Source organism: Mucilaginibacter sp. P4_G9 (assembly GCF_056400985.1).
Genome location: NZ_JBFUKF010000041.1, coordinates 1 through 23,315 on the forward strand (window position 1 = coordinate 1; position 23,315 = coordinate 23,315).

30 protein-coding genes are annotated in these 23,315 nt (G+C 40.9%); 13 read left to right on the forward strand and 17 right to left on the reverse strand.

All coding sequences use genetic code 11. The annotated features are described in order from the left end of the window. Positions 1–939 (forward strand): DNA replication/repair protein RecF (gene recF, locus AC1DPZ_RS06155; RefSeq protein ID WP_477401959.1); only part of this gene is annotated, 939 nt, incomplete at its 5' end. Next, the gene (locus AC1DPZ_RS06160) at positions 932–1,222 is read left to right on the forward strand and encodes a DciA family protein (RefSeq protein ID WP_477401960.1); all 291 of its coding nucleotides are present in this window, start codon (positions 932–934) and stop codon (positions 1,220–1,222) included. The genes recF and AC1DPZ_RS06160, both read left to right, overlap by 8 nt. Positions 1,223–1,415: 193 nt before the next feature. Here AC1DPZ_RS06160 and AC1DPZ_RS06165 read toward each other — a convergent pair whose 3' ends face one another. Next, on the reverse strand, positions 1,416–1,625 hold the full coding sequence (locus tag AC1DPZ_RS06165; protein ID WP_477401961.1) for a hypothetical protein: 210 nt from the start codon (positions 1,623–1,625) through the stop codon (positions 1,416–1,418). Between the two features lie 177 nt (positions 1,626–1,802). Beyond that, positions 1,803–2,222 carry a nucleoside-diphosphate kinase gene (locus AC1DPZ_RS06170; RefSeq protein ID WP_477401962.1) on the reverse strand — a complete coding sequence of 140 codons (420 nt, stop codon included), beginning with the start codon at positions 2,220–2,222 and terminating at the stop codon, positions 1,803–1,805. Between the two features lie 199 nt (positions 2,223–2,421). On the opposite strand from AC1DPZ_RS06170, the gene AC1DPZ_RS06175 reads away from it, so the two are divergent. Genes AC1DPZ_RS06175 through AC1DPZ_RS06200 form a run of 6 tightly spaced genes read left to right on the forward strand, consistent with a single transcriptional unit; the run spans position 2,422 to position 7,540 of the window. Continuing rightward, the gene (locus AC1DPZ_RS06175; protein ID WP_477401963.1) at positions 2,422–3,432 is read left to right on the forward strand and encodes a DHH family phosphoesterase; all 1,011 of its coding nucleotides are present in this window, start codon (positions 2,422–2,424) and stop codon (positions 3,430–3,432) included. Between the two features lies 1 nt (position 3,433). Then, a complete protein-coding gene (locus tag AC1DPZ_RS06180) occupies positions 3,434–4,396 on the forward strand; it encodes an FKBP-type peptidyl-prolyl cis-trans isomerase (protein WP_477401964.1) in 963 nt (320 codons plus the stop codon). Between the two features lie 60 nt (positions 4,397–4,456). Beyond that, on the forward strand, positions 4,457–5,446 hold the full coding sequence (locus AC1DPZ_RS06185) for an FKBP-type peptidyl-prolyl cis-trans isomerase (RefSeq protein ID WP_477401966.1): 990 nt from the start codon (positions 4,457–4,459) through the stop codon (positions 5,444–5,446). 48 nt (positions 5,447–5,494) lie between these two features. Continuing rightward, on the forward strand, positions 5,495–6,262 hold the full coding sequence (locus AC1DPZ_RS06190) for a TatD family hydrolase (RefSeq protein WP_477401967.1): 768 nt from the start codon (positions 5,495–5,497) through the stop codon (positions 6,260–6,262). A gap of 37 nt (positions 6,263–6,299) precedes the next feature. Continuing rightward, positions 6,300–7,328 carry an asparaginase gene (locus tag AC1DPZ_RS06195; protein WP_477401968.1) on the forward strand — a complete coding sequence of 343 codons (1,029 nt, stop codon included), beginning with the start codon at positions 6,300–6,302 and terminating at the stop codon, positions 7,326–7,328. A 56-nt stretch (positions 7,329–7,384) separates the two neighbouring features. Further along, positions 7,385–7,540, forward strand: a complete 156-nt coding sequence (locus AC1DPZ_RS06200; RefSeq protein WP_477401969.1) for a hypothetical protein — start codon at positions 7,385–7,387, stop codon at positions 7,538–7,540. A gap of 9 nt (positions 7,541–7,549) precedes the next feature. Here the strand turns inward: AC1DPZ_RS06200 and AC1DPZ_RS06205 are convergent, their stop codons facing one another. Beyond that, positions 7,550–8,260 (reverse strand): LytR/AlgR family response regulator transcription factor, encoded by a 711-nt coding sequence (locus tag AC1DPZ_RS06205; RefSeq protein ID WP_477401970.1) that lies wholly within the window; start codon positions 8,258–8,260, stop codon positions 7,550–7,552. Then, positions 8,257–9,339 carry a sensor histidine kinase gene (locus AC1DPZ_RS06210; RefSeq protein ID WP_477401971.1) on the reverse strand — a complete coding sequence of 361 codons (1,083 nt, stop codon included), beginning with the start codon at positions 9,337–9,339 and terminating at the stop codon, positions 8,257–8,259. The genes AC1DPZ_RS06205 and AC1DPZ_RS06210 overlap by 4 nt, the downstream gene beginning before the upstream one ends. A 147-nt stretch (positions 9,340–9,486) precedes the next feature. On the opposite strand from AC1DPZ_RS06210, the gene AC1DPZ_RS06215 reads away from it, so the two are divergent. Together AC1DPZ_RS06215 and AC1DPZ_RS06220 are read left to right on the forward strand one after the other, a co-directional pair. Next, the gene (locus AC1DPZ_RS06215) at positions 9,487–10,404 is read left to right on the forward strand and encodes an alpha/beta hydrolase (protein WP_477401972.1); all 918 of its coding nucleotides are present in this window, start codon (positions 9,487–9,489) and stop codon (positions 10,402–10,404) included. A 73-nt stretch (positions 10,405–10,477) separates the two neighbouring features. Next, the gene (locus AC1DPZ_RS06220) at positions 10,478–11,284 is read left to right on the forward strand and encodes a DUF3108 domain-containing protein (protein WP_477401973.1); all 807 of its coding nucleotides are present in this window, start codon (positions 10,478–10,480) and stop codon (positions 11,282–11,284) included. Between the two features lie 100 nt (positions 11,285–11,384). On the opposite strand, the gene hemH is transcribed toward AC1DPZ_RS06220, so the two are convergent. The 10 genes from hemH to AC1DPZ_RS06270 all read right to left on the reverse strand — a co-directional run bounded on the left by hemH (position 11,385) and on the right by AC1DPZ_RS06270 (position 18,353). Then, on the reverse strand, positions 11,385–12,416 hold the full coding sequence (hemH, locus tag AC1DPZ_RS06225) for a ferrochelatase (protein ID WP_477401974.1): 1,032 nt from the start codon (positions 12,414–12,416) through the stop codon (positions 11,385–11,387). Positions 12,417–12,775: 359 nt separating this feature from the next. Then, the gene (locus AC1DPZ_RS06230) at positions 12,776–13,477 is read right to left on the reverse strand and encodes a LytR/AlgR family response regulator transcription factor (RefSeq protein WP_477401975.1); all 702 of its coding nucleotides are present in this window, start codon (positions 13,475–13,477) and stop codon (positions 12,776–12,778) included. A 5-nt stretch (positions 13,478–13,482) separates the two neighbouring features. Beyond that, a complete protein-coding gene (locus AC1DPZ_RS06235) occupies positions 13,483–14,577 on the reverse strand; it encodes a sensor histidine kinase (RefSeq protein WP_477401976.1) in 1,095 nt (364 codons plus the stop codon). A gap of 70 nt (positions 14,578–14,647) precedes the next feature. After that, entirely contained in the window at positions 14,648–15,247 is a 600-nt protein-coding gene (locus tag AC1DPZ_RS06240; protein ID WP_477401977.1) for a MiaE family protein, read from the reverse strand. A 188-nt stretch (positions 15,248–15,435) separates the two neighbouring features. Beyond that, on the reverse strand, positions 15,436–15,582 hold the full coding sequence (locus AC1DPZ_RS06245; RefSeq protein ID WP_477401978.1) for a hypothetical protein: 147 nt from the start codon (positions 15,580–15,582) through the stop codon (positions 15,436–15,438). A 42-nt stretch (positions 15,583–15,624) separates the two neighbouring features. After that, complete coding sequence (locus tag AC1DPZ_RS06250; protein ID WP_477401979.1) at positions 15,625–15,936, reverse strand: type II toxin-antitoxin system RelE/ParE family toxin; 312 nt, start codon at positions 15,934–15,936, stop codon at positions 15,625–15,627. Beyond that, a complete protein-coding gene (locus AC1DPZ_RS06255) occupies positions 15,924–16,106 on the reverse strand; it encodes a hypothetical protein (RefSeq protein ID WP_477397753.1) in 183 nt (60 codons plus the stop codon). The genes AC1DPZ_RS06250 and AC1DPZ_RS06255 overlap by 13 nt, the downstream gene beginning before the upstream one ends. Before the next feature lie 29 nt (positions 16,107–16,135). Then, entirely contained in the window at positions 16,136–16,708 is a 573-nt protein-coding gene (gene nadD / locus AC1DPZ_RS06260) for a nicotinate (nicotinamide) nucleotide adenylyltransferase (protein ID WP_477401981.1), read from the reverse strand. A gap of 97 nt (positions 16,709–16,805) precedes the next feature. Continuing rightward, a complete protein-coding gene (gene gmk / locus AC1DPZ_RS06265; protein ID WP_477401982.1) occupies positions 16,806–17,387 on the reverse strand; it encodes a guanylate kinase in 582 nt (193 codons plus the stop codon). 90 nt (positions 17,388–17,477) lie between these two features. Continuing rightward, positions 17,478–18,353, reverse strand: a complete 876-nt coding sequence (locus AC1DPZ_RS06270; protein ID WP_477401983.1) for a YicC/YloC family endoribonuclease — start codon at positions 18,351–18,353, stop codon at positions 17,478–17,480. A 257-nt stretch (positions 18,354–18,610) separates the two neighbouring features. Between AC1DPZ_RS06270 and AC1DPZ_RS06275 the strand changes: the two genes are divergently transcribed. Next, positions 18,611–19,387 carry a hypothetical protein gene (locus AC1DPZ_RS06275; RefSeq protein WP_477401984.1) on the forward strand — a complete coding sequence of 259 codons (777 nt, stop codon included), beginning with the start codon at positions 18,611–18,613 and terminating at the stop codon, positions 19,385–19,387. A gap of 14 nt (positions 19,388–19,401) precedes the next feature. On the opposite strand, the gene rnc is transcribed toward AC1DPZ_RS06275, so the two are convergent. Genes rnc through AC1DPZ_RS06290 form a run of 3 tightly spaced genes read right to left on the reverse strand, consistent with a single transcriptional unit; the run spans position 19,402 to position 21,647 of the window. Further along, a complete protein-coding gene (rnc, locus tag AC1DPZ_RS06280; RefSeq protein ID WP_477401985.1) occupies positions 19,402–20,127 on the reverse strand; it encodes a ribonuclease III in 726 nt (241 codons plus the stop codon). 10 nt (positions 20,128–20,137) lie between these two features. Continuing rightward, positions 20,138–21,391, reverse strand: a complete 1,254-nt coding sequence (gene fabF / locus AC1DPZ_RS06285) for a beta-ketoacyl-ACP synthase II (RefSeq protein ID WP_477401986.1) — start codon at positions 21,389–21,391, stop codon at positions 20,138–20,140. Between the two features lie 19 nt (positions 21,392–21,410). Then, positions 21,411–21,647 carry an acyl carrier protein gene (locus AC1DPZ_RS06290; RefSeq protein WP_031266521.1) on the reverse strand — a complete coding sequence of 79 codons (237 nt, stop codon included), beginning with the start codon at positions 21,645–21,647 and terminating at the stop codon, positions 21,411–21,413. A 147-nt stretch (positions 21,648–21,794) separates the two neighbouring features. Between AC1DPZ_RS06290 and AC1DPZ_RS06295 the strand changes: the two genes are divergently transcribed. Further along, complete coding sequence (locus AC1DPZ_RS06295) at positions 21,795–22,220, forward strand: IPExxxVDY family protein (protein WP_477401987.1); 426 nt, start codon at positions 21,795–21,797, stop codon at positions 22,218–22,220. Between the two features lie 66 nt (positions 22,221–22,286). Beyond that, positions 22,287–23,315, forward strand: a 1,029-nt coding sequence (pyk, locus tag AC1DPZ_RS06300) for a pyruvate kinase (protein WP_477401988.1), incomplete at its 3' end; no start/stop codon positions are given.

Here is a 23,315-nt window from a genome sequence, read left to right on the forward strand (position 1 = left end):
CCCATAGATAGCCAGCAAATAAAACAGGGGACTGATTTTTTTATCATCACAGGAGTTTTCAACAAAAATCAACAAACCGAGGCGGTAGCTTGTTCTGTAAAACGGAACCAAAAGAAGCAGTTTAAGCGAAATAAAAAAGACTACCAACGCCTGGCAGATCATATTGGTTTATTGCCGCTGGTAATGATATCGCCTTATGATACCAGTATTATCACCGAGGGCAGCGAGGAGCGCCGCAAGTTTATTGACAATGTAATATCGCAAACGGATAACCATTATCTTGATGAGTTGATAACCTATAATAAGGTATTGGCCAACCGCAACGCTTTGTTAAAGCTAATAGCCGATACAGGCCGTTACGACCCCAGTTTGCTGGAAGTACTTGATGAGCAGCTGGTACTATCGGGCACCAGGATATATGAGCGGCGCAAGGCTTTTATGGAGGATTTTACAACTATTTTTAATAAGCATTATAGCTTTATAAGTGATGATGCCGAATTGGTTGAACTGGTTTATGAATCGCAATTGATTCAGGATGATTTTGCCACCCTGTTAAAGAAAACTGTAGAACGCGACAGGGCGCTTGAACGTACTACTGTGGGGATTCATAAGGATGATTTGCAGTTTGGCATTCACGGCATGGCCATGAAAAAATTTGGATCGCAGGGGCAGCAAAAATCATTTTTAATTGCGCTTAAGCTGGCGCAGTATACCTTCTTGTACCAGCAAAAAGGATTTAAACCGCTGCTGTTGCTTGATGATATTTTTGATAAACTGGATGATGAGCGTGTTACCAAGCTGATGAAAATGGTAAGTAACAATGATTTTGGGCAGGTGTTTATTACCGACACCAGCGTAACCCGAGTTGAGCAGATATTTGCAAAAATAGCAGTGCAGGTAAAATTATTTAATGTAATTAAAGGAGCTATCGATGCGTAAAACAAACGACAAATCATTAAAGGAGGCTATTGAGCAGATGCTTAATGTATACAAAATTAAGCGCCGCTATGATGAAACGGCTGTTGTTGCCGCATGGCCCGAGCTGGTGGGTAAATCGGTAGCTAACCGTACAAAGGAATTGTTTATAAGAGATAAGAAGTTGTTTTTGCGGATAGAATCATCTGTTATAAAGCACGAATTGATGCTCATGCGCACGCAGATAATTGAAAAAATAAACGAAGAGGCAAAAGGGGTGTTGGTAGAGGAGATTATATTTTTATAGGATCAAATTTAAAAAAACTGATAGTGTCGTGTCAGCCTTGAATTGACATTCTTTTAGTCAAAAGCTTAAGTTGGAGGTCAAAAAGAACAAATCCTGCTTATAACTACGACTTAGTGCTATTGACTTAACAGGTGCGTTGCCGGGTAAATAAATCCGGAATAATCAGGAACGAAATGATTTAGGAAAGAAGAGATTATCTTCCTCTTGAAAAACGAAGGTTACGGGTGCGCACATGCTGCTTTATGCCCATATCGTCGGTTATTACCGAGTAAATCAAAATAAACAGGCCGGGGATTATAAATGCTAACTGAACTTCGGGATGGGCTCTGTAAATTAATATGGAAACCGTTACTAAACATACCACTATTAGTGCGTAAATGATTGGTTTTAATAGCAGTTTCATAATTTAAAGCTTTAAAGGAAAAGGTTTACAATATTATTTAATAAAGGAACTAATAAGCCCCGTATTGTAAAGCTACAAAACTTTAAATATAAAAAGCAATAAATTGGCAAATAATATTAGGGGTGTAATACTGATGTTACACCCCTAATATTATTAATTATTAAAATTGCTCTATTATTAAAATTTCTCGAAAGCCGAGAAAAAGAAACTGCCTTCAATAGCAGCGTTGTCATCAGAGTCTGAGCCGTGAACCGCGTTTGCCTCAATTGATTCTGCAAACAGGTTGCGTATTGTGCCTTCTTCGGCTTTGGCTGGGTCGGTTGCACCAATTAGCTTGCGAAAATCTTCAATAGCGTTATCTTTTTCCAGTATTGCAGCTACTATAGGGCCAGATGACATAAAGCTAACCAGGGCATTGTAAAAAGGTCGTTCTTTGTGTACTTCGTAAAACTGACCTGCTTTTTCGGGCGTCAGGTAGGTATATTTAAGCGCGATGATCTTAAATCCGCTTTTTGTTATTTTATCTAAAATTGCACCAATATGCCCGTTTGCAACAGCATCCGGCTTAATCATGGTAAAAGTTCTGTTAGTTGCCATTTTTTTTATTGTTCTTTATGGGTAATGAATTTTCATAAGCCTATTTACTTATTTAGGCGAGAGCTTATGATGTTTGTTTATTTGTTTAAAATTGGCGCAAAAGTAGCGTTTTACATCTGTATGATAAAGCTTTTTGAATTAAATTAGATGGTTTGTATTTAATTTATTTATTTAGCTTTGCAACTCTTTTTTAAAATTGATGTTAGATTTAGCCGCGCTTACAGACCTTTTAGCAAGCCCCAAAAAAATAGTGATCACTACTCATCATAAACCTGATGGAGATGCTATGGGTTCGTCTTTGGGTTTATATAATTATTTAATACAGCAGGGGCATCACACCTCGGTTATTACACCTACCGATTACCCCGACTTTTTAAGCTGGCTGCCCGGCGATGATGAGGTTATTGTATATACCGAACAAACCGAAACGGCCGCCACCCTTATTGCCAATGCCCAGCTGATATTTTGCCTTGATTTTAACGCTTTGGGCCGCATTAACGAGATGGGTGTTTTGGTAGGCGAGAGCAAGGCCTATAAAATAATGATTGATCATCACCTTGATCCCGAGGATTTTGACGATTACAGGCATTGGAATATAAACGCCTGCGCAACCGCCCAGCTTATTTATGATTTTATAGTTAATGAGCTTCATCATAAAGAATTGATCAATAAGGACGTGGCTACCTGCCTTTATACAGGTATCATGACCGATTCTGCATCATTCCGGTTGCCAAATACCTCATCAACCGTGCACCGGATAGTGGCCGAGCTGATTGATGCGGGGGCTGTTAACTGGCGGATTCACGAACTGGTATACAATAGTGCGTCAGAAAACCGTTTAAGGTTCCTGGGACATTGCCTTGCAAACTGTCTGGAGATTTTGCCCGAATACAATACGGCTATAATATCCGTTAATAAAGTGGATCTGCAGAAATACGATGTTGATACGGGCGATACCGAAGGCATAGTGAACTATGCCTTATCAATTGCCAGCATAAAGCTGGCAGCATTTATTGTTGAGCGCAGCGATAAGGTAAAACTTTCGTTACGTTCAAAAGGCGAATTCCCGGCAAATGAGATCTGTAAAAAATACTTTAACGGCGGAGGTCACCGCAATGCTGCCGGTGGTCACTCAACAGATAGCCTTGAACAGGTTGTACAACAATTTAAAACCCTATTACCCGAATATAAAAAACTATTAAAACAATAAAATGAAAAGAAAACTAATGTTCTTAGCCATTGCTGCAATTGGATTTGCAAGTTGCAACGGAGGCTTTAAAAAAGGAGAGGCGGGCTTGCTTTATAATATACACACTTCAAAAGGTGGTGTGCATATTAAGGAAGGCGACTTTGTGAGTCTTAACATGATTGTAAAAACCGATGGCGATTCCATATTGGTTAACAGCTATGAAGCCGGTCGCCCCGTTATTATGCCAATGCCAAAGCCTCAATCAAAAGGCGATGTATACACCGGTATTGGAATGCTTGGTGAAGGCGATAGCGCTACATTTAAAGTAGCAACCGACTCAATATTTAAAGGCGGTCAGCAACGTCCGCCAAACATCAAAGGTAAATTTTTAATCTTCCAGGTTAACATTAATAAGGTAATTGCCAAAGGCGCGCTTACCGAGCAGGTTTTCCGTGGCCGCATTAATGATTATTTAAAAACCCTTACTGATGTAATGAAAAACCAGGAGCCAGGTAAGATCAAAAAATACATTGCCGATCATAACTTAAAGGTTACTACTACAGCTTCGGGCTTAAATTATGTTATTACTACACCGGGCACTGGCGCAACACCAGCTGTTGGTGATACCGCCGTTGTAAACTACACAGGCAGGCTTCCAACTGGTAAAATATTTGAAACCAGTGTTAAAGAAATAGCCATTAAAGAAAAACAACCTATTGAACCAGGTCGCCCATATGCACCTATTCGTATCCCGGTTGGCCAGGGTAAAGTAATACCAGGTTGGGATGAAGGTTTGCAACTGATGAACAAAGGGTCTAAAATCACATTGGTTATCCCTTCGGCCATCGCGTACAAAGATCAGGGTGTAGGCCCGATTGGTCCATACACGCCAATTATTTTTGAAATGGAGATGGTTGATATTGTGCACCCAAATCCAAATGCACCAAAACCGGCTGAGCCACAAATGACTCCGCCAACAAGGTAATTAAGAAAACTTTTACGGCCTTTCTGACACCAGTCGGAAAGGCTTTTTTATTTTTATTTTATGAAAAACATTTTTTATTTCCTAACTCCCCTGCTGGGCGTAGCTACATTAGGGGCACATGCGCAAGGTGGTTTGCAAACCACTGCTAAAGGCGCACAATACCAGATCTTCACCCATAATACGGGCGAAAAAGTGAAGCAGAACGATGTGATTACCTTTCATTACATCCAAAAAACCGATAAGGACTCTGTTTTATTTAGTTCGTACGTGGCCGGGCATACAGTACAGGCCCAGGTACACCCTGCTCAAAATGTAGCCGATTTAATGGATATATTTCCGTTACTTACCCTTAATGATAGCGCGATGGTGAAAGTACCTACCGATTCTATTTTTAAAGGCCATGAAGAGGCGCGCCCTCCGTTTTTTCCTAAAAGCAGTTATTTAACTTTTATTATAAAGATAACTAAGGTGCAATCATTAGAGGCGGCTATGGCCGAGCGGACTGCCGCTATTGAAAAACTGAAACAACAGGAAGCTGTGGATGCCAACGGTTATATCGCAGCTAATAAACTAAGCCCGGTTACCACGGCATCGGGTTTAAAATATATTGTTACAAAGCCATCTGCTTTACGTAAGCCCTTAGCCGGCGATACCGTATTGGTAAATTATGTTGGTAGTTTAACAAATGGTAAAATATTTGATACCAGTATCCAGCAAGTAGCAAAAGCGGCCGGACTTGATCAGCCGGGCCGCCCGTATGAGCCTATCAGCGTAGTTTTAGGCCAGGGTAGTGTTATCCCCGGCTGGGAAGAAGGTTTGGCTTTATTGCACGAAGGTTCAAAAGCCAAATGCATAATCCCGTCAAGTTTGGGTTATGGCGAAAAGGGGGGCGGCCAGGTGATTCCGCCATATAGTACCCTTGTATTCGATCTGGAGATTGTAAAAATAAAACCAACCAAACATCTTCCTGTAGCTGCAAAGTCCGGCGTAAAGCACCCGGTAAACAAAGCGGCAGCCAAAAAAACAGCCGTAAGTAAAAAGAAAAATTAATTCTAAGGCCTCTCCGATATATCGGGGAGGCTTTTTTACTTTTGCAGCATGGTATTAACAGATACACATACCCATTTATATTACGAAACCATTGCCGGTAAACGCGCGGCATTGGTACAACGGTGTATTGATAATAACATCAGCAGGTTGTTTTTACCCAATGTAGATGCCGCATCGGTACCACTTGTGGATGACCTGGTAAAGGCCTATCCAGATGTATGTTACCCTATGCTTGGCTTGCACCCATGTTCGGTAAAAGCAGATTGGGAGCACGAACTGGCCGCTATAATGGCCGCCCAACGGCTAAATAAAATATATGCCATAGGCGAAATAGGTATCGATTTATATTGGGATAAAACATTTTTAGCCGGGCAGGTTAAGGCCTTCAGGCAGCAGATCAAATGGGCAAAAGAATTGAAGCTGCCTATTGTTATCCACTGCCGGGATGCCTTTAATGAGGTATACCAGGTGTTGCAGCAGGAGCACGACGAAAACCTGCGTGGAATTTTCCATTGTTTTTCGGGCAACCCGGAGCAGGCCAGGCAGGTAATTGACCTGGGCTTTTATTTGGGAATAGGCGGGGTGGTTACCTATAAAAATGCGGGTTTGGATAAAGTAGTATCTGAAATTGATTTAAAGCATATAGTTTTAGAAACAGATTCTCCGTACCTTACGCCCGTTCCGTTCCGGGGTAAACCTAATGAAAGTTCGTACTTGATTTACATTGCCCAAAAGGTGGCGGATCTGCACCATACAAGTGTGGAGCAGGTGGCCTTTGTCACTACTGAAAATTCCAGGCAGGTGTTTGGTATATAATAATTGTAATGGATTTACACAGCATAAACCTTAATTCATGAGTCAGATACTGATCATTTATACCGGGGGGACAATCGGTATGATGAGTGATCCCGTAACAAAGGTGCTCAAGCCTATCAACTTTGAGCAAATAATGGATAACGTGCCCGAGTTAGAAAAACTCAATTGCCGTATTAAGGTGCATTCTTTTGAAGAGATCATCGATTCATCAAACATGAACCCGGCAATCTGGAGCGAACTGGCGGGCCTGATTGAGGCAAACTATCATGATAACGATGGGTTTGTGATTTTACACGGATCGGACACTATGGCTTACACGGCGTCAGCTCTGAGCTTTATGCTGGAGAACCTTGATAAGCCCATTATATTCACCGGCTCACAGCTGCCCATAAGCGCCATACGTACCGATGCCAAGGAAAATTTAATGACCGCCATCGAGATTGCCAAGGCTAAAAAGCATGATCGGTCCCGTGTGCCCGAGGTTTGTATCTATTTTGATTACAAATTATTCCGTGGTAACAGGGCTTTTAAATATAATTCATCTAAATTCGAGGCTTTCCGCTCGCCCAATTATCCCATACTGGCCGAGTCGGGCGTCCACCTTAAATTTAACGTAAATGATATCAGGCAGCCCACCGACGGCGAGGGGTTAATTATTCATAATAACCTGGTAAGCGAGGTGGCTGTACTGAAACTGTACCCTGGCATTGGCCCCAAAGTGGTTGAGGCTATTTTAAACGCAGATGTAAGAGGCGTTGTAATGGAAACCTTCGGCGCCGGCAATACTACTACAGATAGCTGGTTTATCAACCTGTTGGAAAAAGCCATTAAAGAAGGAAAAGTGATTGTAGATATCTCCCAATGTAAAGTGGGTACCGTTGAGCTTGGCCGATATGAAACCAGCAAGCAATTGAAAGATATAGGTGTAGCCAACGGATACGATATGACCTTTGAATCGGCCGTAACCAAAATGATGTACCTGCTGGGCGAATTTGATGACCCCGCAATTGTAAAGCATTACATGGAGATGGACCTGAGGGGTGAGGTAACGGTATCGCAGGGATAGGTTTTACGTGATAGGTAAGGGATATTGATGATATTTCAACCTTAATGAACAAACACATGCGGTTTTTCACCGCGCAATTGCCGCGCGTAACCTGGTATGGCAACGCGCGAACCACCAACGTTGATAAAGAACGTTTTATGGGCACTTCTGCTGCGGACTATGCTATTGTTGCGAGCTGCTTTCTAATGACGGGCAAATTATTCTATTTTTGAAGGAAGCCCTCAAAACACCCTTTTATTAATTACTGCCATAAACCTATCTTTAAACTTTTCACTCACAGGGATGTGTTTATCGCCGATGTAAACATGGTTATCCTGTATTTTGATAAGCTGTTTGGTGTTTACTATATACGAGTTGTGCACCCGAACAAATGGCGGTAAAAGCTGCTCCTCAATATCCTTCAGGCGGCGATAGATGAGCAATTGCTCCCGAGCGGTAGCAAGACGCACATATTCCTTTTCGCCTTCGAAATACAAGATCTCATCCAGCAGTATTTTACGGAACACTTTGCCCGATTTTACAAAAAAGTACTCCTGACTGGCAATAGACTGGATTTGTACTATTGGTTCGGGCTTATCGAAATAAGATTCGATCTTTTGCATCGCCGCTAAGAAACGTTTTAAGGTTATGGGTTTTAGCAGGTAGTCAATTGTTTGAAAAGTATAGCTTTCGGCGGCATACTCGGAGTAGGCTGTGGTGAATACAATTTTGGTATGTGGCGGTAACAGGCCGGCAAGTTCCATGCCGGTAAGGTTGGGCATATTTATATCTAAAAATATAAAATCAACCTTAACATCCTTTAAAAAGGCCAGTGCTTCCAGCGCGTCATAACATTTGGCCTTTAGCTGCCATCGGGTGCTTTGCTGTATCAGTATCTCCAGCAGGTTTACTGCGTTGGGTTCATCATCAATTATAATACAGCTTAAATTCATGCCAGTGGTATTTTTAAGAACGCGGTGAAAGTTTGGTCGTTTTTAGTTGTTGTAAGTTCAAAATTTTCGCGGTATAGCATGGTGAGTCTTTTCTTCAGGTTGACTATACCAAATCCGTTTGGCTGGTTATTTACGGGGGCTTCGTAAACCGCATTACTGGTTTTAAAAAGCAGGTAACTATCCTGTTGCTTCAACGAAATAACTACCCGGTTTTCGATGCTTGATTTATCGATGCCATGTTTAAAAATGTTTTCTACAAAGGTCATGAACAGCATAGGTGGAATACGCAGATCGGAATTGTACTTCTTTTCGAAACTGATTTCCACCCCATACCTGATGCGGATCTTTTCCAACTCAATATAATTTTCGATGAATTGTACTTCGGTGGTTATGGTCACATCATCTCTGGGGCTTTCATCTACAAAATAGCGCATAATATCTGATAACCGTTCAATTAAGGCGGCTGTGCGTGGTGCTTCTTTATAAGCCTCGTAATAAATATTGTTAAGCGTATTAAAAAGGAAATGCGGCTGTACCTGCGATTTTAACAAATTGAGTTCGGCCTGGCTTTTTTGGACCATGATCTCTTCGGTTTGTTGTTTTAGCTTGAAGTAAGCTAAAGCGATACGGAAGATAAAACTCAGCAGAAAAGTTAAACAGCCGGCCACCGTAAAATTAAAGAACATCCCCCAGGTCATTACTTCATGATCAGATGGGGAGGCAGAAAGTATATTATGCAAATATATGATCAGGTATCCCCGGGCTGTCCCTCCGCCCACTAAAAGTATAATTGCGTATAGTACGTACTCAAGCTTCTTCCCTTTTTCATAATATCGCGGAAACAGAAATTTAATATTACCATAAATTACAACCGCATAAAAAGTTATACTGACCAAAGTAAAACCAAACGATTGGTAAACGCTCACTTCGGGTAGAATAGAAAAAAAAACGATAAGGAATACGGCTATCCAAATTAGCCATTGAAGCCTGCTAATGGTTGCCTGCCCGTTGGTGATCTTCATTTTTAAATTTACAAAGCTTTTTGATTTCTTCATCTTGTTTTCAATGGTTGGGTTCATTTATTCAATAATCTCTTGTTTTTCAAATAATGGGGCGGTAATTGAAGTTATTTACAACTCCGCTAAAAAGAAACTCCCATTGGTTGAAATGATTTGATGAGTGATTGTTGAAAACACAGATTTACGGTACGAATCATGAAAACTTATATGAAAAAGGTATTTGTAACAGTAATAATAATGGCGTTTGCTCAGGGCCTGGTTTATGCCCAGCAAAAACAAATTTTACTTTATCCAAAGGGAGCCCCCAATTCAAAAAAGGCACCCGCTGGTTACATTGAAAAAATTGATAGTTTAAACTGGATCTCGCAAGTAACAGAACCGACTGTAACGCCCTATCTCCCGGTAAAAGGCATAGCAAACGGAACAGCAGTAGTTATTTGCCCCGGCGGGGGCTATTATGTGGAGGTATCTGAGGATGAAGGGTCTGATATTGCCAAAGCCTTTAATAAAATAGGCGTCGCTGCATTTGTATTAAAATATCGCTTACCCAGTGATTATATCATGGTTGATAAAACTATAGGTCCGTTACAGGATGCGCAAATGGCCATACTTATGATCCGTAAGCATGCATCAGAATGGGGAATCAGTCCTGATAAAATAGGTATTATCGGTTTTTCGGCTGGCGGACACCTTGCTTCAACTGCCGGAACGCATTTTGAGGTGCCTGTAATTGAAAATAAAGAGCATATTAATCTTCGTCCGGATTTTATGATGCTCATATACCCGGTAATTACTTTTGGTTTAACGCCACATAGTGTAACCAGTGAAAAACTAATAGGCAAAACACCATCGGCAAAGCTGCTTGATTTTTTTAGCAACGAAAAACATGTTACCACCAATACTCCGCCAACATTTCTGATACATGCAGCAGATGATCGTTTTGTGCCGGCACAAAACAGCCTGTTATTTTATAATGCCCTGCTTGATGCAAAAGTGAAAGCAGAAATGCACATTTTCCAGGCCGGAGGCCACGGCTTTGCGTTGGATAATCCCAAAAGTCATGATAAATGGTTTGACTGGGCTACGAACTGGCTATACCAAAACGGCTTTTTAAATCCGCAGTAATTAATTAGTTATTAACGAGACCCACGAAATGGCAAACCTCCCGGATCGCAAAAATTATCAAAATTTAATCACCATGAAAACCGAACAGATCATTGAAAAAGTTATAGCCATCAGTTTAACTGTATTATTGCTGTTGTCGCATATGCCAAAGGTATCGGCACAAACAGATACCATCCGTTTACAGGATCTACGCCTCATCACATCGGCCCTAAAACCCGGACTTAAGCAATACCTGGTATATTATCAGAATGTAAAAGACAACCGCAGGCTGCGTTTTTCGCTTTGGCTGCGCAATGTTGAAATTGAGAAACGGAATAAAGAAAATTATTTTTCGATTACCCAACACTGGTACGGTACCGATAGTGCGGCATACCGCTCGGTTTACTCGCTTAATAAAATGGCCAGTTTTGCACCTGTTTATCATGCAGAAACTATCGGCAAAAAAATAAAAGCTTATAACTGGGACGCAGATAAAATTACAGGTGCCGATACCGTTGCCGGTAACGAGCAAAAAGAGTTTAAGCTTGATTTTACCGTGCCCAACTTTAACTGGAACCTGGATATCGAAACTTTTGAGATGCTACCCCTTGATGCCGGCAAGACTTTTGCCATTAACTTTTATGATGCCGGGATTAATATGCCTCAATACGTGTTGTATAAAGTGACAGGTAGCGAAGTGATCATTACATTAGATGGTAACAAAACCGATTGCTGGAAATTATTTACCGAAAGCGAATACAAAGGCAGGCACTTTACCGAAACCTACTGGATAAGCAAAACAGGTCATGAGTTTTTAAAGGAGGAGGATTTTTTTGACGGAGGTTATCGCTATAAAATAAAGATGACAGGCGCAGCGCCTGATCTGATAGCGAGATTCTGAACGCAGTGAAGAATGGCAAATCTTTTAAAACATCATTTCACCTTCAGAATTTCCGGAAACTAGATCATGCGTATGAGTGATCGAAATAGACTTTTGTAGTCTACCCTGATATATGGTTATCCCTAACCATTTTTTCAAGTGCATCTATCCACATCGGCGAATCGTTCAGGCTTTCAACAAGCTGTACTCTTTCGCCGCCGAGGGCTTTAAATTCATCGCCGTATTCGGTGGTTACTTCGTAAACCGTTTCCAGGCAGTCGGCAACAAAGGCGGGGCAAAACACCAGCAGGCTTTTTTTGCCTTCTTTGGCTAATTTGGCTACAATTTCGCTGGTATAGGGTTGTACCCATGGATCGTTACCCAATCGTGATTGGAAACAGATGGTGTATTTTTCTTTGGGGATGTTTAACTTTTGGGCAATCAGCTGCGCTGTATGGTGCGATTGTGCCGAGTAGCAAAACTTATTGGCATCGGTAAGGGTTTGGCAGCAATCGTTAACCTTTAAGCAGTGTTGGTGCGTATGATCCGCTTTAATCAATTGCCTTTGCGGCAATCCATGAAAGCTGAATAATATATGATCAAATTTCTCCGGATCATATTTGCGACTGTTTTCGGCAAAAGTAGCAATCATCAGTTCGTTATCATGAAATGAATTAACAAACGATATGGTTGGCTTGGTAGGCCATTGCATCAGCAGTTCCATCACCTTATCATATACCGAGCCGGTACTGGCCGATGCATATTGAGGGAAAAGGGCTATTACCTGGATCTCATCAACCAGAGCATCTTTCAACCGGTTAAGGGCCGATTCAATAGTTGGATTTTGGTAGCGCATGGCCAGCTCAACAATGTAATCATCACCCAGGCGCTTTTTTAAAGCATCCTGTTGTAAAAGGCTGTAGTGCATTAATGGCGAGCCGGTGGTATCGCTCCAGATAGCCCGGTATAATTTGGCCGATTTTGGCGCCCTGAAAGGAACTATTAAACCCCTAACCAGCAGGGTGCGCATTACGGGGTTTATATCAATAACCCGCGGATCCATCAAAAACTCATTCAGGTAGGTACGTACATCGGCTGTGGATGCGCTGTTGGGTGTACCTAAATTTACTAATAAAATGCCTTTTTTGCCCATAAACTTTCGTGTGCAAAAGTAAAATAAATTGCGCCCTTAACTCCTAAAGGTTAAATAAATTACAAAAAGGTGATTTGTTGTTAAAAAAAGCGCCGTGTATTAAAACACCGGCGCTTTATCGAAACTAATATGAAAAAAGGGGTATTATGTTAAACCAACTTTGCCCTGCAACGCCATTGGAATAACGATATAAAGGTAAACCCGGGTACCCGCTTAATCAACAGTGTATCGGTGAATCGGTATTATGTATAGATGAACAAAGCCCCCTGGCTGATTTATGTATAAATCAATGGATAAGGATGACGGGAATAAAAAAGGCGTCAGTAAATAAGTGAGTTAGGCGGGGCATACAGCTTTTTTTACCGGGATTTCATCCAGTTACGAACAATATCCAGGTAACTTTCGCTTACCGGCAGTTCAATGTCGGTGAGCTTAATCTTACGGTTCTGGATGGAGCGGATCTTGTTAACAGGTACAATATAACTGCGGTGGATGCGCTGGAATTTGTCGGCAGGTAATTTTTCCAGTACCTTTTTTAGCGGCATAAGGGTAAGCACCGTTTTGGCATTGGTTAAATGGATCTTGATATAATCTTCCATGCTTTCAATATACTCAATAGCATTTAGCTCAATCTTTACCATCCGGTATTCGGAGTATACGTACAGGCTTTCGTCGGCTTGTTCGGTTATGGGTTTGTTTTTATATTGATAGTAGTCTATAGCTTTTTCGACAGCTTTTTCAAAACGTTTAAAATCAATGGGCTTCAGGATGTAATCAAGAGCTTCTAACTCAAAGCCTTCATAAGCAAAGTTTTTGTAGGCGGTTGTGAAAATCACTATCGGTCTTACTTCAAGCGAGCGAACGAGGTCGATCCCGGTAATATCCGGCATATTGATATCGATAAAGAGCAGATCTACGGGTTTGTTTTTTAAAAACTCGGCACCTGATATGGCATCGTCAAATGTGTTGATGAGTTGCAACGACGGGAAACGCGATACATATCCGCTGATTAGTTTTAATGCCAGAGGCTCATCATCAATTGCAATGCATTTTAGCACCATTGGTTTTAAGTTTGTAAGCTAAGCCGAACGGTATAGTAACCATCCTGGTTGCTTATGTTTAATAAATGCCTGCCTGGGTATAAATGGGCCAAACGTTGTTTTGTATTTTTGATGCCTACTCCGGTACTTTGGTTTTCACTCCGGTTATCAAATAAGCGGTTCTTGCAAAAGAAAGCAATATCTTTATCATTTGCATCCACTTTAATGCTGATAACCGTTTTTTCGTGACTGCTGATACCATATTTAAATACGTTTTCTACAAAGGTCATTAATACAAGCGGGGGTATTTTTTTACCGGAGGTATGGCCATTTAAAGAAAAATTTACTTCTGTGTTTTTACTCATTCGCAATCGTTGCAGTTCAATATAATCGCCAATGCAATTTATTTCGTTTTGCAGGGGCACAAAATCTGCCATTGCATCCTCGGTTACATAACGCATAATGTTGGATAACTTCATGACGCTTTCGGCCGCGTTATCATCCTGGGTAACCACAAGGGTATATATATTATTAAGGGTGTTAAACAAAAAGTGCGGATTAATCTGTGCTTTTAAAGATGAAAGCTCGGCTGTTGTTTTATCGGCCTCGGCACGGGTAACTTGTTGCTCGGTGAGCTGCCATTGCTGTATGGTTTTAATGGCGGTGCTTATAGCAAATATCATCAGGAAAATAAACAGGCTGACAATATCTAACGGAGGCTTGTTGTGATGACCCGGTTTGAATCGTGGCGGAGGCTCGCCTCGGCCGCGTTGGTTTGCTGGTGCGCGTGGTGCCTGCTCATCTGCTATAGCAATGTTTTCGCTGCTGCGGAGCATCCGGTCAAATGGCTTTAAATAGTAAACGCAGCCTAATAACAGTAAGGTTATTAGGCTGTATGCCAAATACTTTTTCTTTAAAAAAAGCCTTGGGATAAACAAGTTGGCGTTGATGTAAAAAAGGAAGATATATGTGAAGCAAAATAACCAGTAACTGGGTTGCTGCAAAAGTAGGGTGGATGTACTGTCCTGGTTCTGGCGGTTTAAAAATACCAGTGGAAAGGCCATGAACAACAGCCATCCGGCAATATGTATTACTACCGAGAATGCTTTAAATCGCGACATATCCAAAGTAAAGATTTAAAGTTAAGTAATAAATAAAAGTATCGGTAATTAGCCTGTTTGTATAGATGAACTATCCGTGTATGGTTTCCCTTTTACCGTAGTTTTGTATCACGGCGGCTTCATATTCCAGGAATTCTTTCCAGCGTTTGTCGACATCTATTTCGACCGCATATTTTTTGGCCAGGCGGATAAACATGGAATAATGTGTGGCTTCGCTGATCATCAGTTCGTGGTAAAATGTTGATAACTGGCTATCATTAATGTTTTCTGATAATACTTTAAAACGTTCGCAACTGCGCGCCTCTATCATGGCCGAAAACAATAGGCGATCAATCAGCTGCGCTTCCCGGCCGCCACCGATGATGATGAATTTGCGGAGCTCATTCACGTAGTTATCCTTACGTTCTCTGCCCAATAAAAAGCCACGCTCTATAATAATATCATGCACCCGTTTAAAGTGGTCCATCTCCTCCTGCACCAACATAGCCATTTCCTGAACCAGATCTGATAGATTGGGGTTTTGTACAATAAGGGTTATGGCATTGCTGGCTGCCTTTTGCTCGCAAAAAGCATGGTCGGTCAGCAGTTCTTCAATATTGCTTTCCACCACATTTTTAACCCAAAGCGGATCGGTTGGCAGTTGTAATTTAAGTATGGTTTTCTCGCTCACAGGAACAAAGATAGGAAGATAGAATAAGGATTTTTGGACAAAGGAGCAAGGATTTTTGGATAGGGGAAAAAAGTTTAAAACTATTTATAACAAAGGGAGCGTAATAAATGTGACTCTGTCGAGGTGCTCAGTAATCCATATCGCTAAAAAGTGGAGTCGCAGGATAAAACGTAAAGGCTATATGATATCTATTTCCAGCTATCAATCTCTTTATCCAATTCCACTTCAGTTAAAAACTGACCATTTTTATATTGTTCGCGAGCTATTTTAATTTTTTGCATCAAACTAACAACGCCGATAAATTCATTAGCAGTGAATTTTCCCGGTATGTCCACAAGACATTCTTTTACTTTTTCTTTATTGAGCTTGACTAAAAATCATTCTTCGGGCCGAAACGCAGGATTATTAGATGTTGATCTTGAGTGGTGGTGAATAGATAAAATATAGATATGGTCTTCAGATTGGATTTTGTAAATGATCCTATAGTTTTGAAAAATAAGCTCCCTGTAGTTTTCATTTTCTAATTCCGGAACGACCCTCCCAATAAACGCTTGAAGGATCAGCCGGTTTATAGTGCCTTCAATTTTAACTTTTTCCAAATATGCGTATCTGATAGAATCACGTTTTATGTAATTAATGATGTCTTTCAGATCTGATCGGGCGGTTTTAGAAATGATTATTTTAGCCACAGATCCATTTCCTTTTTCATGTCCTCCCAGTCTATACCTTCTCCATTTTCAATTTCCTTTTCACCCGCTTCAATTTTTTGCAGTAAAATTACTTTATCCACCAAATCATCCACAGAAAATGTTTCTGGCATGTGGTCAATCAATTCCTTTACTTTGTTTTTTGTAAGCATTGCAATCTTCTTTTTATAAATATACGATTTTACTTATATAAGCTCTTGCTCTCAATAAATTTCAAAACCGGGTCTGGTACGAAATATTGAACGTTCTTTTTTTCGGCGATGGATTTGCGGATGAAGGTGGCGGATAGCTCCATGAGCGGGGTCATGGTTATGGTTACGGATGGGTGATTGGCAAGCTCGGCGTTTTCATAGCCAGGACGGGGATAAACAAAGATGCGATAATCGCGCAGGATGAGCTTATAATTTTTCCACTTGTGTAGGGTGCCCAGGTTGTCGGATCCCATGATGAGGGCAAACTCATGTTCGGGATATTTTTCTTTCAGGTGGGTTAGCGTATCAATTGTATATGATGGCTGCGGCAGTCGCAATTCTACATCGCTTACGGTAATATTGGTAGCATTATCAGTAGCCAGGCGTGCCATCTCAAGCCTGTCGTAAGTGTTAATCAGGTCGCCATATTTTTTTAGCGGATTTTGCGGCGATACCACAAGCCAAACCTTATCTAAGGTTGTATGGTTGGCCATGTAATTGGCAATGATAAGATGCCCTATATGTATGGGATTAAATGAACCGAACAGTAAGCCTATCTTCATTTCAGTTTGCCCCCTATCCCCCTAAAGGAAGGAATGAATAAATTATGATTTTTATGATATGTAAACCCTGACTAAATAAACTTTACTACCTCCCCCTTTAGGGGGCCGGGGGGCTAATAAAATCTTTAACTAATATCTCGGCTTCGTTGCAAGCCGTTTCAAGATCGTAATTTTTGAGTATAATATCAAATAGAGGGGCGTATTTTAGTTCTTTTTCGGCTTTTGCAAAGCGTTCGCGCAGTTTTTCTTCACTATCGGTGCCACGGCTCGTTAATCGCTCTATCAAAACCTCTAATGATGGGGGTTGCACAAATATGGCAAGTGCCTGCCCGTCATATTTACGTTTAAGGTGAAGGCCGCCTTCAACGTCTATATCAAAAATAACAGTTTTGCCTTTTGCCCAGATGCGTTCAATTTCGGCACGCAGGGTGCCATAAAACGTGGCTGTGTAAACTTCTTCAAATTCCACAAATTGCTTTTTGGCAATACGGTGTGTAAACTCTGCCAGGCTAATAAAATAATAATCTTTACCATCTTCCTCATCGCCGCGCGCCGGGCGTGTAGTTGCCGAAATAGAAAACTCCAGTTGGGGAATTATGCTGAGCAAATGATGTACTATAGTAGTTTTACCTGCGCCGGATGGAGCCGAAAATATGATGAGTTTACCTTCTTGGGTCATTGGTTTATTAGTTCATTAGTTCATTGGTGTTTGGTGGTACACAGTCACCAGCTTGCTACCAATGAACTAATGAACCAGTGAACCAATAAACTATAATACGTTTAACAGTTGTTCTTTAATCTTTTCCAATTCTTCTTTCATGCCTACAACCAGTTTCTGGATATTGGCATCATTGGCTTTTGAGCCAAGTGTGTTAATCTCTCTGCCTATCTCCTGCGAGATGAAACCCAGCTTTTTGCCATTGGCATCGGCATTTTTAAGTGTTTCGATGAAGTATTCGCAATGGGTTTTAAGCCTTATTTTTTCTTCGGTAATGTCCAGCTTATCAATGTAATAGATCAGTTCCTGCTCAAAACGGTTTTGGTCAATCGCTTCGCGGCTGGCGGCCTCGGCTAAAAATGTGTTTAGCCTTTCGCGGATCAGTGGAATGCGTTTTGGATCCTCTAACTCAACAAGTTCCAGGTTTTTAAGTATGATATTGATACGGTACTTTACATCATTCTCCAATACATTTCCCTCATCGGCCCTAAATTGCTGGAAAGCGGCCAGGGCCTGCTGAAATGTTTTTTCTACCAGTTTCCATTCATCTTCTGATACTGTTTCTTCATCATATTTTACAACTTCGGGCAGGCCCAAAGCAAGTTGCAACAGGTTTGAAGTAGGCTCGTTAAATTCCTGGCTTACATCTTTAAGCTGCTGATAATAGTGTTTTAACAAAACCTTATCAATACCGGCTGCTTTAACCGAAGCATTTACCTGCTCAACATTAATAGATAGGTTTACTTTGCCGCGCTCTATCATTTTGCTGCAATCATTACGCAGCTGAAATTCTTTTTCTGAAAATATTTTGGGCAAACGGAGTGAAAGTTCAAGAAACTTGCTGTTCAGGGATTTGATCTCAACGGTATATTTTGTATTACCCGAATCAAAACTGGCAATTCCATACCCTGTCATGGATTTTATCATGCGCAAAGATAGGGTTTTAGTCGGAAAGTCTGAAAAGTCAGAAAGTCCGGAAGTCAGTAAAGTCCGTAAGTCAGTAAAGTCCGTAAGTTGGTGAAGGCGGCAGTTAAATAATTCGCAGGCGGTTGGATTTTAAACCATAATTGCGCTAATCTTTCGGTCTTTGTTGACTTTCGGACTTTCCCGACTTCCAACCGTTTAACACTTTTTCACATTTAGTTTAAAATACTCTGGCTATCTTTGCGTTTACAATAGTATTAATGCGTATTCGTTTTTCCCTGCAGTTACTCGTTTGCTTTTGCTTTGTTTTAAACGCATCAGCCCAGGAATTTACCCTTAAGGGTGTTACCTCTAAAAAGAACACACCCGAGCGTGTGGGCCAGGTAATGATCAAAAATTTAAAAACCAATGCTTTGATCATGAGCGATGACCTTGGTTGGTTCACGATAAAGGCCTCTGTTGGGGATACGCTGCTTTTTTCGAAAGAGAAATATACTCCGCAAAAAATAGAGGTGTTGAATAACAGCGATATGCCGGTGTATATGCAACCCCAGATTGTGTTAAACGAGGTTAAAATTACCGGGCAAACCAAACGGCAGGAGGTAAATGAAATTATGAGCGATTATCGTAAACAGGGTACATTTTACAATGGCAAGCCCCCGGTAACTTCGTTTATAACCAATCCCTTGACAGGCATCTATGAACTTTTTGGCAAAACCCCTAACCGGGCAAAGCGTTTTGCCCAGTTTTCAAAAGGCGAAGTGGAACAGGCAGAAATTAACAGGCGATATAATGTTGCTTTTGTAAGGCAAATTACCAAATTGCAATCGGATACGCTGGCGCAGCGGTTCATGAATTATTATACGCCAACATTTGATGACCTGAAGGGCTGGAATGATTACGACCTGATAAAACACACCCAGAAATCATTTGAATACTACAATAATAGTAGCGAGAAAGATAAATTGGAGCTGCTTAATTCGCCAACATTCATCAAACCCGATTCTACAAAGCTGTCCTCACCAGGAAAACATTAACAAATAGGTTGTTTTTAGATACTCAAGGCTTCGCAGGCTTTTTCTGCGGCAAGCTTTTCGGCGTTCTTTTTACTAAATTCTTTGCCAGATCCCATCACGTCGCCATCAACAAGCGCTTGCACCGTAAAAAGTTTGGCGTTCTCGCCTTCCTGGTTGGTTACCAGTTCAAAAGTAATATCGCGGCCATGGCGCTGGCACCATTCAATTAATTTACTTTTAAAGTTAGTTTCGGTTTGCTCCAGCTTATGGATATCAATATGCGATTTGATGATGTGGTTTATCAGGAAACGCTTGGTAAAATCATAGCCCTTATCCAAATAAACAGCACCAATTAAGGCTTCAAAAGCATCACCAAGTAATGATCCCTGCCTGCTGGAGTTTAGCATGCGGTTATCATACTCAATTAGTTTATCAAAGCCCAGCTTGCGGCCAAGCTGGTTAAGATTATTACGGCTCACAATTTTTGAGCGCAGCTCAGTTAAAAAGCCCTCATCTTCATAAGGGTAAAGTTTAAAAAGTACTTCTGCAACAACGCTGCCCAGCACGGCGTCGCCCAAAAACTCCAGGCGCTCGTTACTGTTCTTTACCCCTTTTTTTACGTTTTGAGCTACGGATTTATGCCGGAATGCCAAACGGTATAACGACAAATTGCCCGGCACAAAACCGAGCAAATTATTTAAAACCTTAACGTATTTTCTATTGGGCGATATATAAAGCTTGTAAAACCGACTTATAGGCATTAAACCACAATTAATCTTCGTATTTCTTAAATATAACAGAAGCATTATGGCCCCCGAAACCAAACCCATTGCTTTGAACTATATTAATTTCACGGTGCTGTGCTTTATTAAAGGTGAAATTAATTTTAGGATCAAAAGAAGGATCGTCGGCAAAATGGTTAATAGTAGGGGGTATTATACCATTCTTTAAAGCCAGTATAGAAGCAATAGCTTCAACTGCACCGGCAGCGCCAAGTAAATGGCCTGTCATTGATTTGGTTGAGCTGATATTTATACGATAAATATCATCGCCAAAAACATCTTGTATAGCCTTAATTTCCTGCGGATCGCCGATGGGTGTTGATGTTCCGTGAACATTTACATAGTCAATATCTGCAGGAGTAAGGTTAGCATCTTCCAGGGCTGCACGCATAACCAGTGCTGCGCCAAGCCCATCCGGATGTGGCGCTGTCATATGGTATGCATCAGCACTCATGCCGCCACCAATCATTTCGGCATAAATTTTAGCGCCACGGGCCTTTGCATGTTCCAGTTCTTCTAAAATTATGGTACCTGCACCTTCGCCGGCTACAAAACCATCTCTGTCCAGATCAAACGGACGCGATGCCGTTGCCGGATCGTCGTTACGGGTTGATAAGGCGTGCATGGCGTTAAAGCCGCCGATACCTGCTTCGTTGATAATGGCTTCAGAACCTCCGCTTATAAACATATTAGCTTTACCCAAACGGATATAGTTGAATGAATCAATAAGCGAATTATTTGATGATGCACAGGCAGAAACAGTTGAAAAATTTGGCCCGCGCAATCCGTATTTGATAGAAATATGGCCAGGGGCAATATCAGCAATCATTTTAGGGATAAAGAAGGGGTTGAAACGTGGTGTTCCATCGCCTTTGGCAAAGTTTACAACTTCATCCAAAAACGTTTTTAAACCGCCAATACCTGATCCCCAGATAACCCCGATTCGGCTGGTATCTAATTTGCTAAAATCCAACCCGGCATCTTTTACAGCTTCTTCTGTTGAGAAAAGCGCGTATTGAACAAACGGATCTAATTTACGGGCATCTTTACGACCCAAAAAACCATCCGCATCAAAGCCCTTCACTTCGCATGCGAACTTAGTTTTGAAATGTGTGGTATCAAAACTTTTGATAAAGGCAGCGCCACTTACCCCATTGATCAAACCATTCCAATATTCAGAAACGGTATTACCAATTGGAGTAAGTGCTCCAAGCCCGGTTACTACAACTCTTTTGAACTCCATTTAATCCAGTTAGGGAGTCTTATTTAACGTTTTTTTCAAGGTAAGCAACAGCCTGACCTACAGTACCGATAGTTTCAGCCTGATCGTCAGGAATAGCCACGTTAAATTCTTTTTCAAACTCCATGATCAATTCCACGGTGTCTAACGAGTCGGCACCAAGGTCATTGGTGAAACTCGCTTCTGGTGTAACTTCACTTTCGTCAACACCCAGTTTTTCTACGATAATAGCTTTTACTCTTGAAGCGATATCAGACATAGTCTTTATAGTTTAATGATTAATAAAAATTCAGTGCAAAGAAAAATAAATTCTGTCAATAATCAAATCTAAAACTTTTACAATATAATTCGATAACAAAATTTTATTCGAACGGTTTCGATTTGTATTTTTGACGGTGTAAAAGTAATGATTTTGAACAGGAAATTTTTAAAGTTTGAGATCGATTTTGATTTTGTACTGATTGCGGTAACAACTTCATTAAAAGATTACCGCGCATGTTATCTTATCAATAAGTTTTTAAATTTTAATTTTATTAAAACGGAGGATCTGGCTGTTGATATTCATCAGGGGAGCGAACCTGTTTTATTCTCAAAATACCATTATAGCTGGGAAACTACCGAAACTGATTTTTATTTTATTGCGAATAAAGGCTCTGAGGGCTATTTAGTGCCCGAAATTAAGAGCGCCGATTATTTTTTAATGATCAGGAATTATATTGATGATAATGACCTTGACAACCTGATATCAACCATAAATAAGATTCCCGAAATTGTTGCCGCCGTAAAGATTGATCCGAAAAAAATAAAATCACGGGAAAATCTGTTATTTTAGCGCAAAATTTTAAAAGTGTTGGTATTACACCTAATGTGAATACGTAGCCAGTTTAAACAGAACAATATGAAATTATATTATAATCGTACTAAGATTGTTGCCACCATGGGCCCGGCATCAGCTAAAAAAGAAGTTTTATTAGCCATGATAAAAGCCGGAGTAAACGTTTGTCGCCTTAATTTTTCGCACGGACGCCCGGAAGACCACAAAGCTGTTATTGATACTATAAGAGAGATTAACGAAGAATATAAAACCAATGTTGGCATATTGGCCGATTTACAAGGCCCCAAAATTYGTATCGGTTTGGTAAAAGATGGCGGTATTCACTTAGTTAACGGAACACATATTAAAATTACTACCCAGGAATGTATTGGTAATGATGAGCAGATCTACATTACTTACGATACCTTCCCGCAGGATGTACAGGCAGACGAAATTATTTTGCTTGATGATGGCAAGTTGCAGTTAAGGGTTCTTGAAACCAACAGACTGGATACAGTTATATGCGAAGTTGTACACGGCGGTATTTTAACATCGCGTAAAGGCGTTAACCTGCCAAACACCAAAGTATCTATCCCAAGCTTAACCGAAGAAGATTTGATCAACCTGCAGTTTGCATTAAAATATGATGTGGAATGGATAGGCTTATCGTTTGTGCGCACCGGCCAGGATATTATTGAACTAAAACAGATTATTGCCCAAAGCGGGAAAGCCGCAAGGGTTATAGCCAAAGTTGAAAAACCCGAGGCCATTGATAATATAGATGAAATTATTGCCGCAACAGATGGTGTAATGGTTGCCCGTGGCGATCTTGGAGTTGAAATGCCTTTGGAAGAAGTTCCATTGCTTCAAAAAATGATTGCCCGTAAATGCCGTGCAGCCTCAAAACCGGTAATTGTTGCAACCCAGATGCTGGAGTCAATGATAACTACCCCCCGCCCTACGCGTGCCGAGGTTAACGATGTAGCCAACTCTGTACTTGATGGAGCTGATGCAGTGATGCTAAGCGGTGAAACATCTGTTGGCGAGTTCCCGGTGATAGTTATTGAAACAATGGCTAAAATTGTGCGTAACGTTGAAGAATTGGGTTATAAC

Coding starts and splice junctions, on each gene's coding strand:
- AC1DPZ_RS06160 (WP_477401960.1), top strand. CDS start 932: ATGCGTAAAACAAACGACAAATCATTAAAGGAGGCTATTGAGCAGATG.
- AC1DPZ_RS06180 (WP_477401964.1), top strand. CDS start 3,434: ATGAAAAGAAAACTAATGTTCTTAGCCATTGCTGCAATTGGATTTGCA.
- AC1DPZ_RS06290 (WP_031266521.1), bottom strand. CDS start 21,647: ATGTCTGATATCGCTTCAAGAGTAAAAGCTATTATCGTAGAAAAACTG.
- AC1DPZ_RS06165 (WP_477401961.1), bottom strand. CDS start 1,625: ATGAAACTGCTATTAAAACCAATCATTTACGCACTAATAGTGGTATGT.
- AC1DPZ_RS06185 (WP_477401966.1), top strand. CDS start 4,457: ATGAAAAACATTTTTTATTTCCTAACTCCCCTGCTGGGCGTAGCTACA.
- AC1DPZ_RS06170 (WP_477401962.1), bottom strand. CDS start 2,222: ATGGCAACTAACAGAACTTTTACCATGATTAAGCCGGATGCTGTTGCA.
- AC1DPZ_RS06295 (WP_477401987.1), top strand. CDS start 21,795: ATGATTTTGAACAGGAAATTTTTAAAGTTTGAGATCGATTTTGATTTT.
- AC1DPZ_RS06200 (WP_477401969.1), top strand. CDS start 7,385: ATGCGGTTTTTCACCGCGCAATTGCCGCGCGTAACCTGGTATGGCAAC.
- gmk (WP_477401982.1), bottom strand. CDS start 17,387: ATGACCCAAGAAGGTAAACTCATCATATTTTCGGCTCCATCCGGCGCA.
- nadD (WP_477401981.1), bottom strand. CDS start 16,708: ATGAAGATAGGCTTACTGTTCGGTTCATTTAATCCCATACATATAGGG.
- fabF (WP_477401986.1), bottom strand. CDS start 21,391: ATGGAGTTCAAAAGAGTTGTAGTAACCGGGCTTGGAGCACTTACTCCA.
- AC1DPZ_RS06215 (WP_477401972.1), top strand. CDS start 9,487: ATGAAAAAGGTATTTGTAACAGTAATAATAATGGCGTTTGCTCAGGGC.
- AC1DPZ_RS06255 (WP_477397753.1), bottom strand. CDS start 16,106: ATGCTTACAAAAAACAAAGTAAAGGAATTGATTGACCACATGCCAGAA.
- AC1DPZ_RS06235 (WP_477401976.1), bottom strand. CDS start 14,577: ATGTCGCGATTTAAAGCATTCTCGGTAGTAATACATATTGCCGGATGG.
- AC1DPZ_RS06195 (WP_477401968.1), top strand. CDS start 6,300: ATGAGTCAGATACTGATCATTTATACCGGGGGGACAATCGGTATGATG.
- AC1DPZ_RS06175 (WP_477401963.1), top strand. CDS start 2,422: ATGTTAGATTTAGCCGCGCTTACAGACCTTTTAGCAAGCCCCAAAAAA.
- AC1DPZ_RS06205 (WP_477401970.1), bottom strand. CDS start 8,260: ATGAATTTAAGCTGTATTATAATTGATGATGAACCCAACGCAGTAAAC.
- rnc (WP_477401985.1), bottom strand. CDS start 20,127: ATGCCTATAAGTCGGTTTTACAAGCTTTATATATCGCCCAATAGAAAA.
- AC1DPZ_RS06190 (WP_477401967.1), top strand. CDS start 5,495: ATGGTATTAACAGATACACATACCCATTTATATTACGAAACCATTGCC.
- AC1DPZ_RS06275 (WP_477401984.1), top strand. CDS start 18,611: ATGCGTATTCGTTTTTCCCTGCAGTTACTCGTTTGCTTTTGCTTTGTT.
- AC1DPZ_RS06230 (WP_477401975.1), bottom strand. CDS start 13,477: ATGGTGCTAAAATGCATTGCAATTGATGATGAGCCTCTGGCATTAAAA.
- AC1DPZ_RS06210 (WP_477401971.1), bottom strand. CDS start 9,339: ATGAACCCAACCATTGAAAACAAGATGAAGAAATCAAAAAGCTTTGTA.
- AC1DPZ_RS06270 (WP_477401983.1), bottom strand. CDS start 18,353: ATGATAAAATCCATGACAGGGTATGGAATTGCCAGTTTTGATTCGGGT.
- AC1DPZ_RS06220 (WP_477401973.1), top strand. CDS start 10,478: ATGAAAACCGAACAGATCATTGAAAAAGTTATAGCCATCAGTTTAACT.
- hemH (WP_477401974.1), bottom strand. CDS start 12,416: ATGGGCAAAAAAGGCATTTTATTAGTAAATTTAGGTACACCCAACAGC.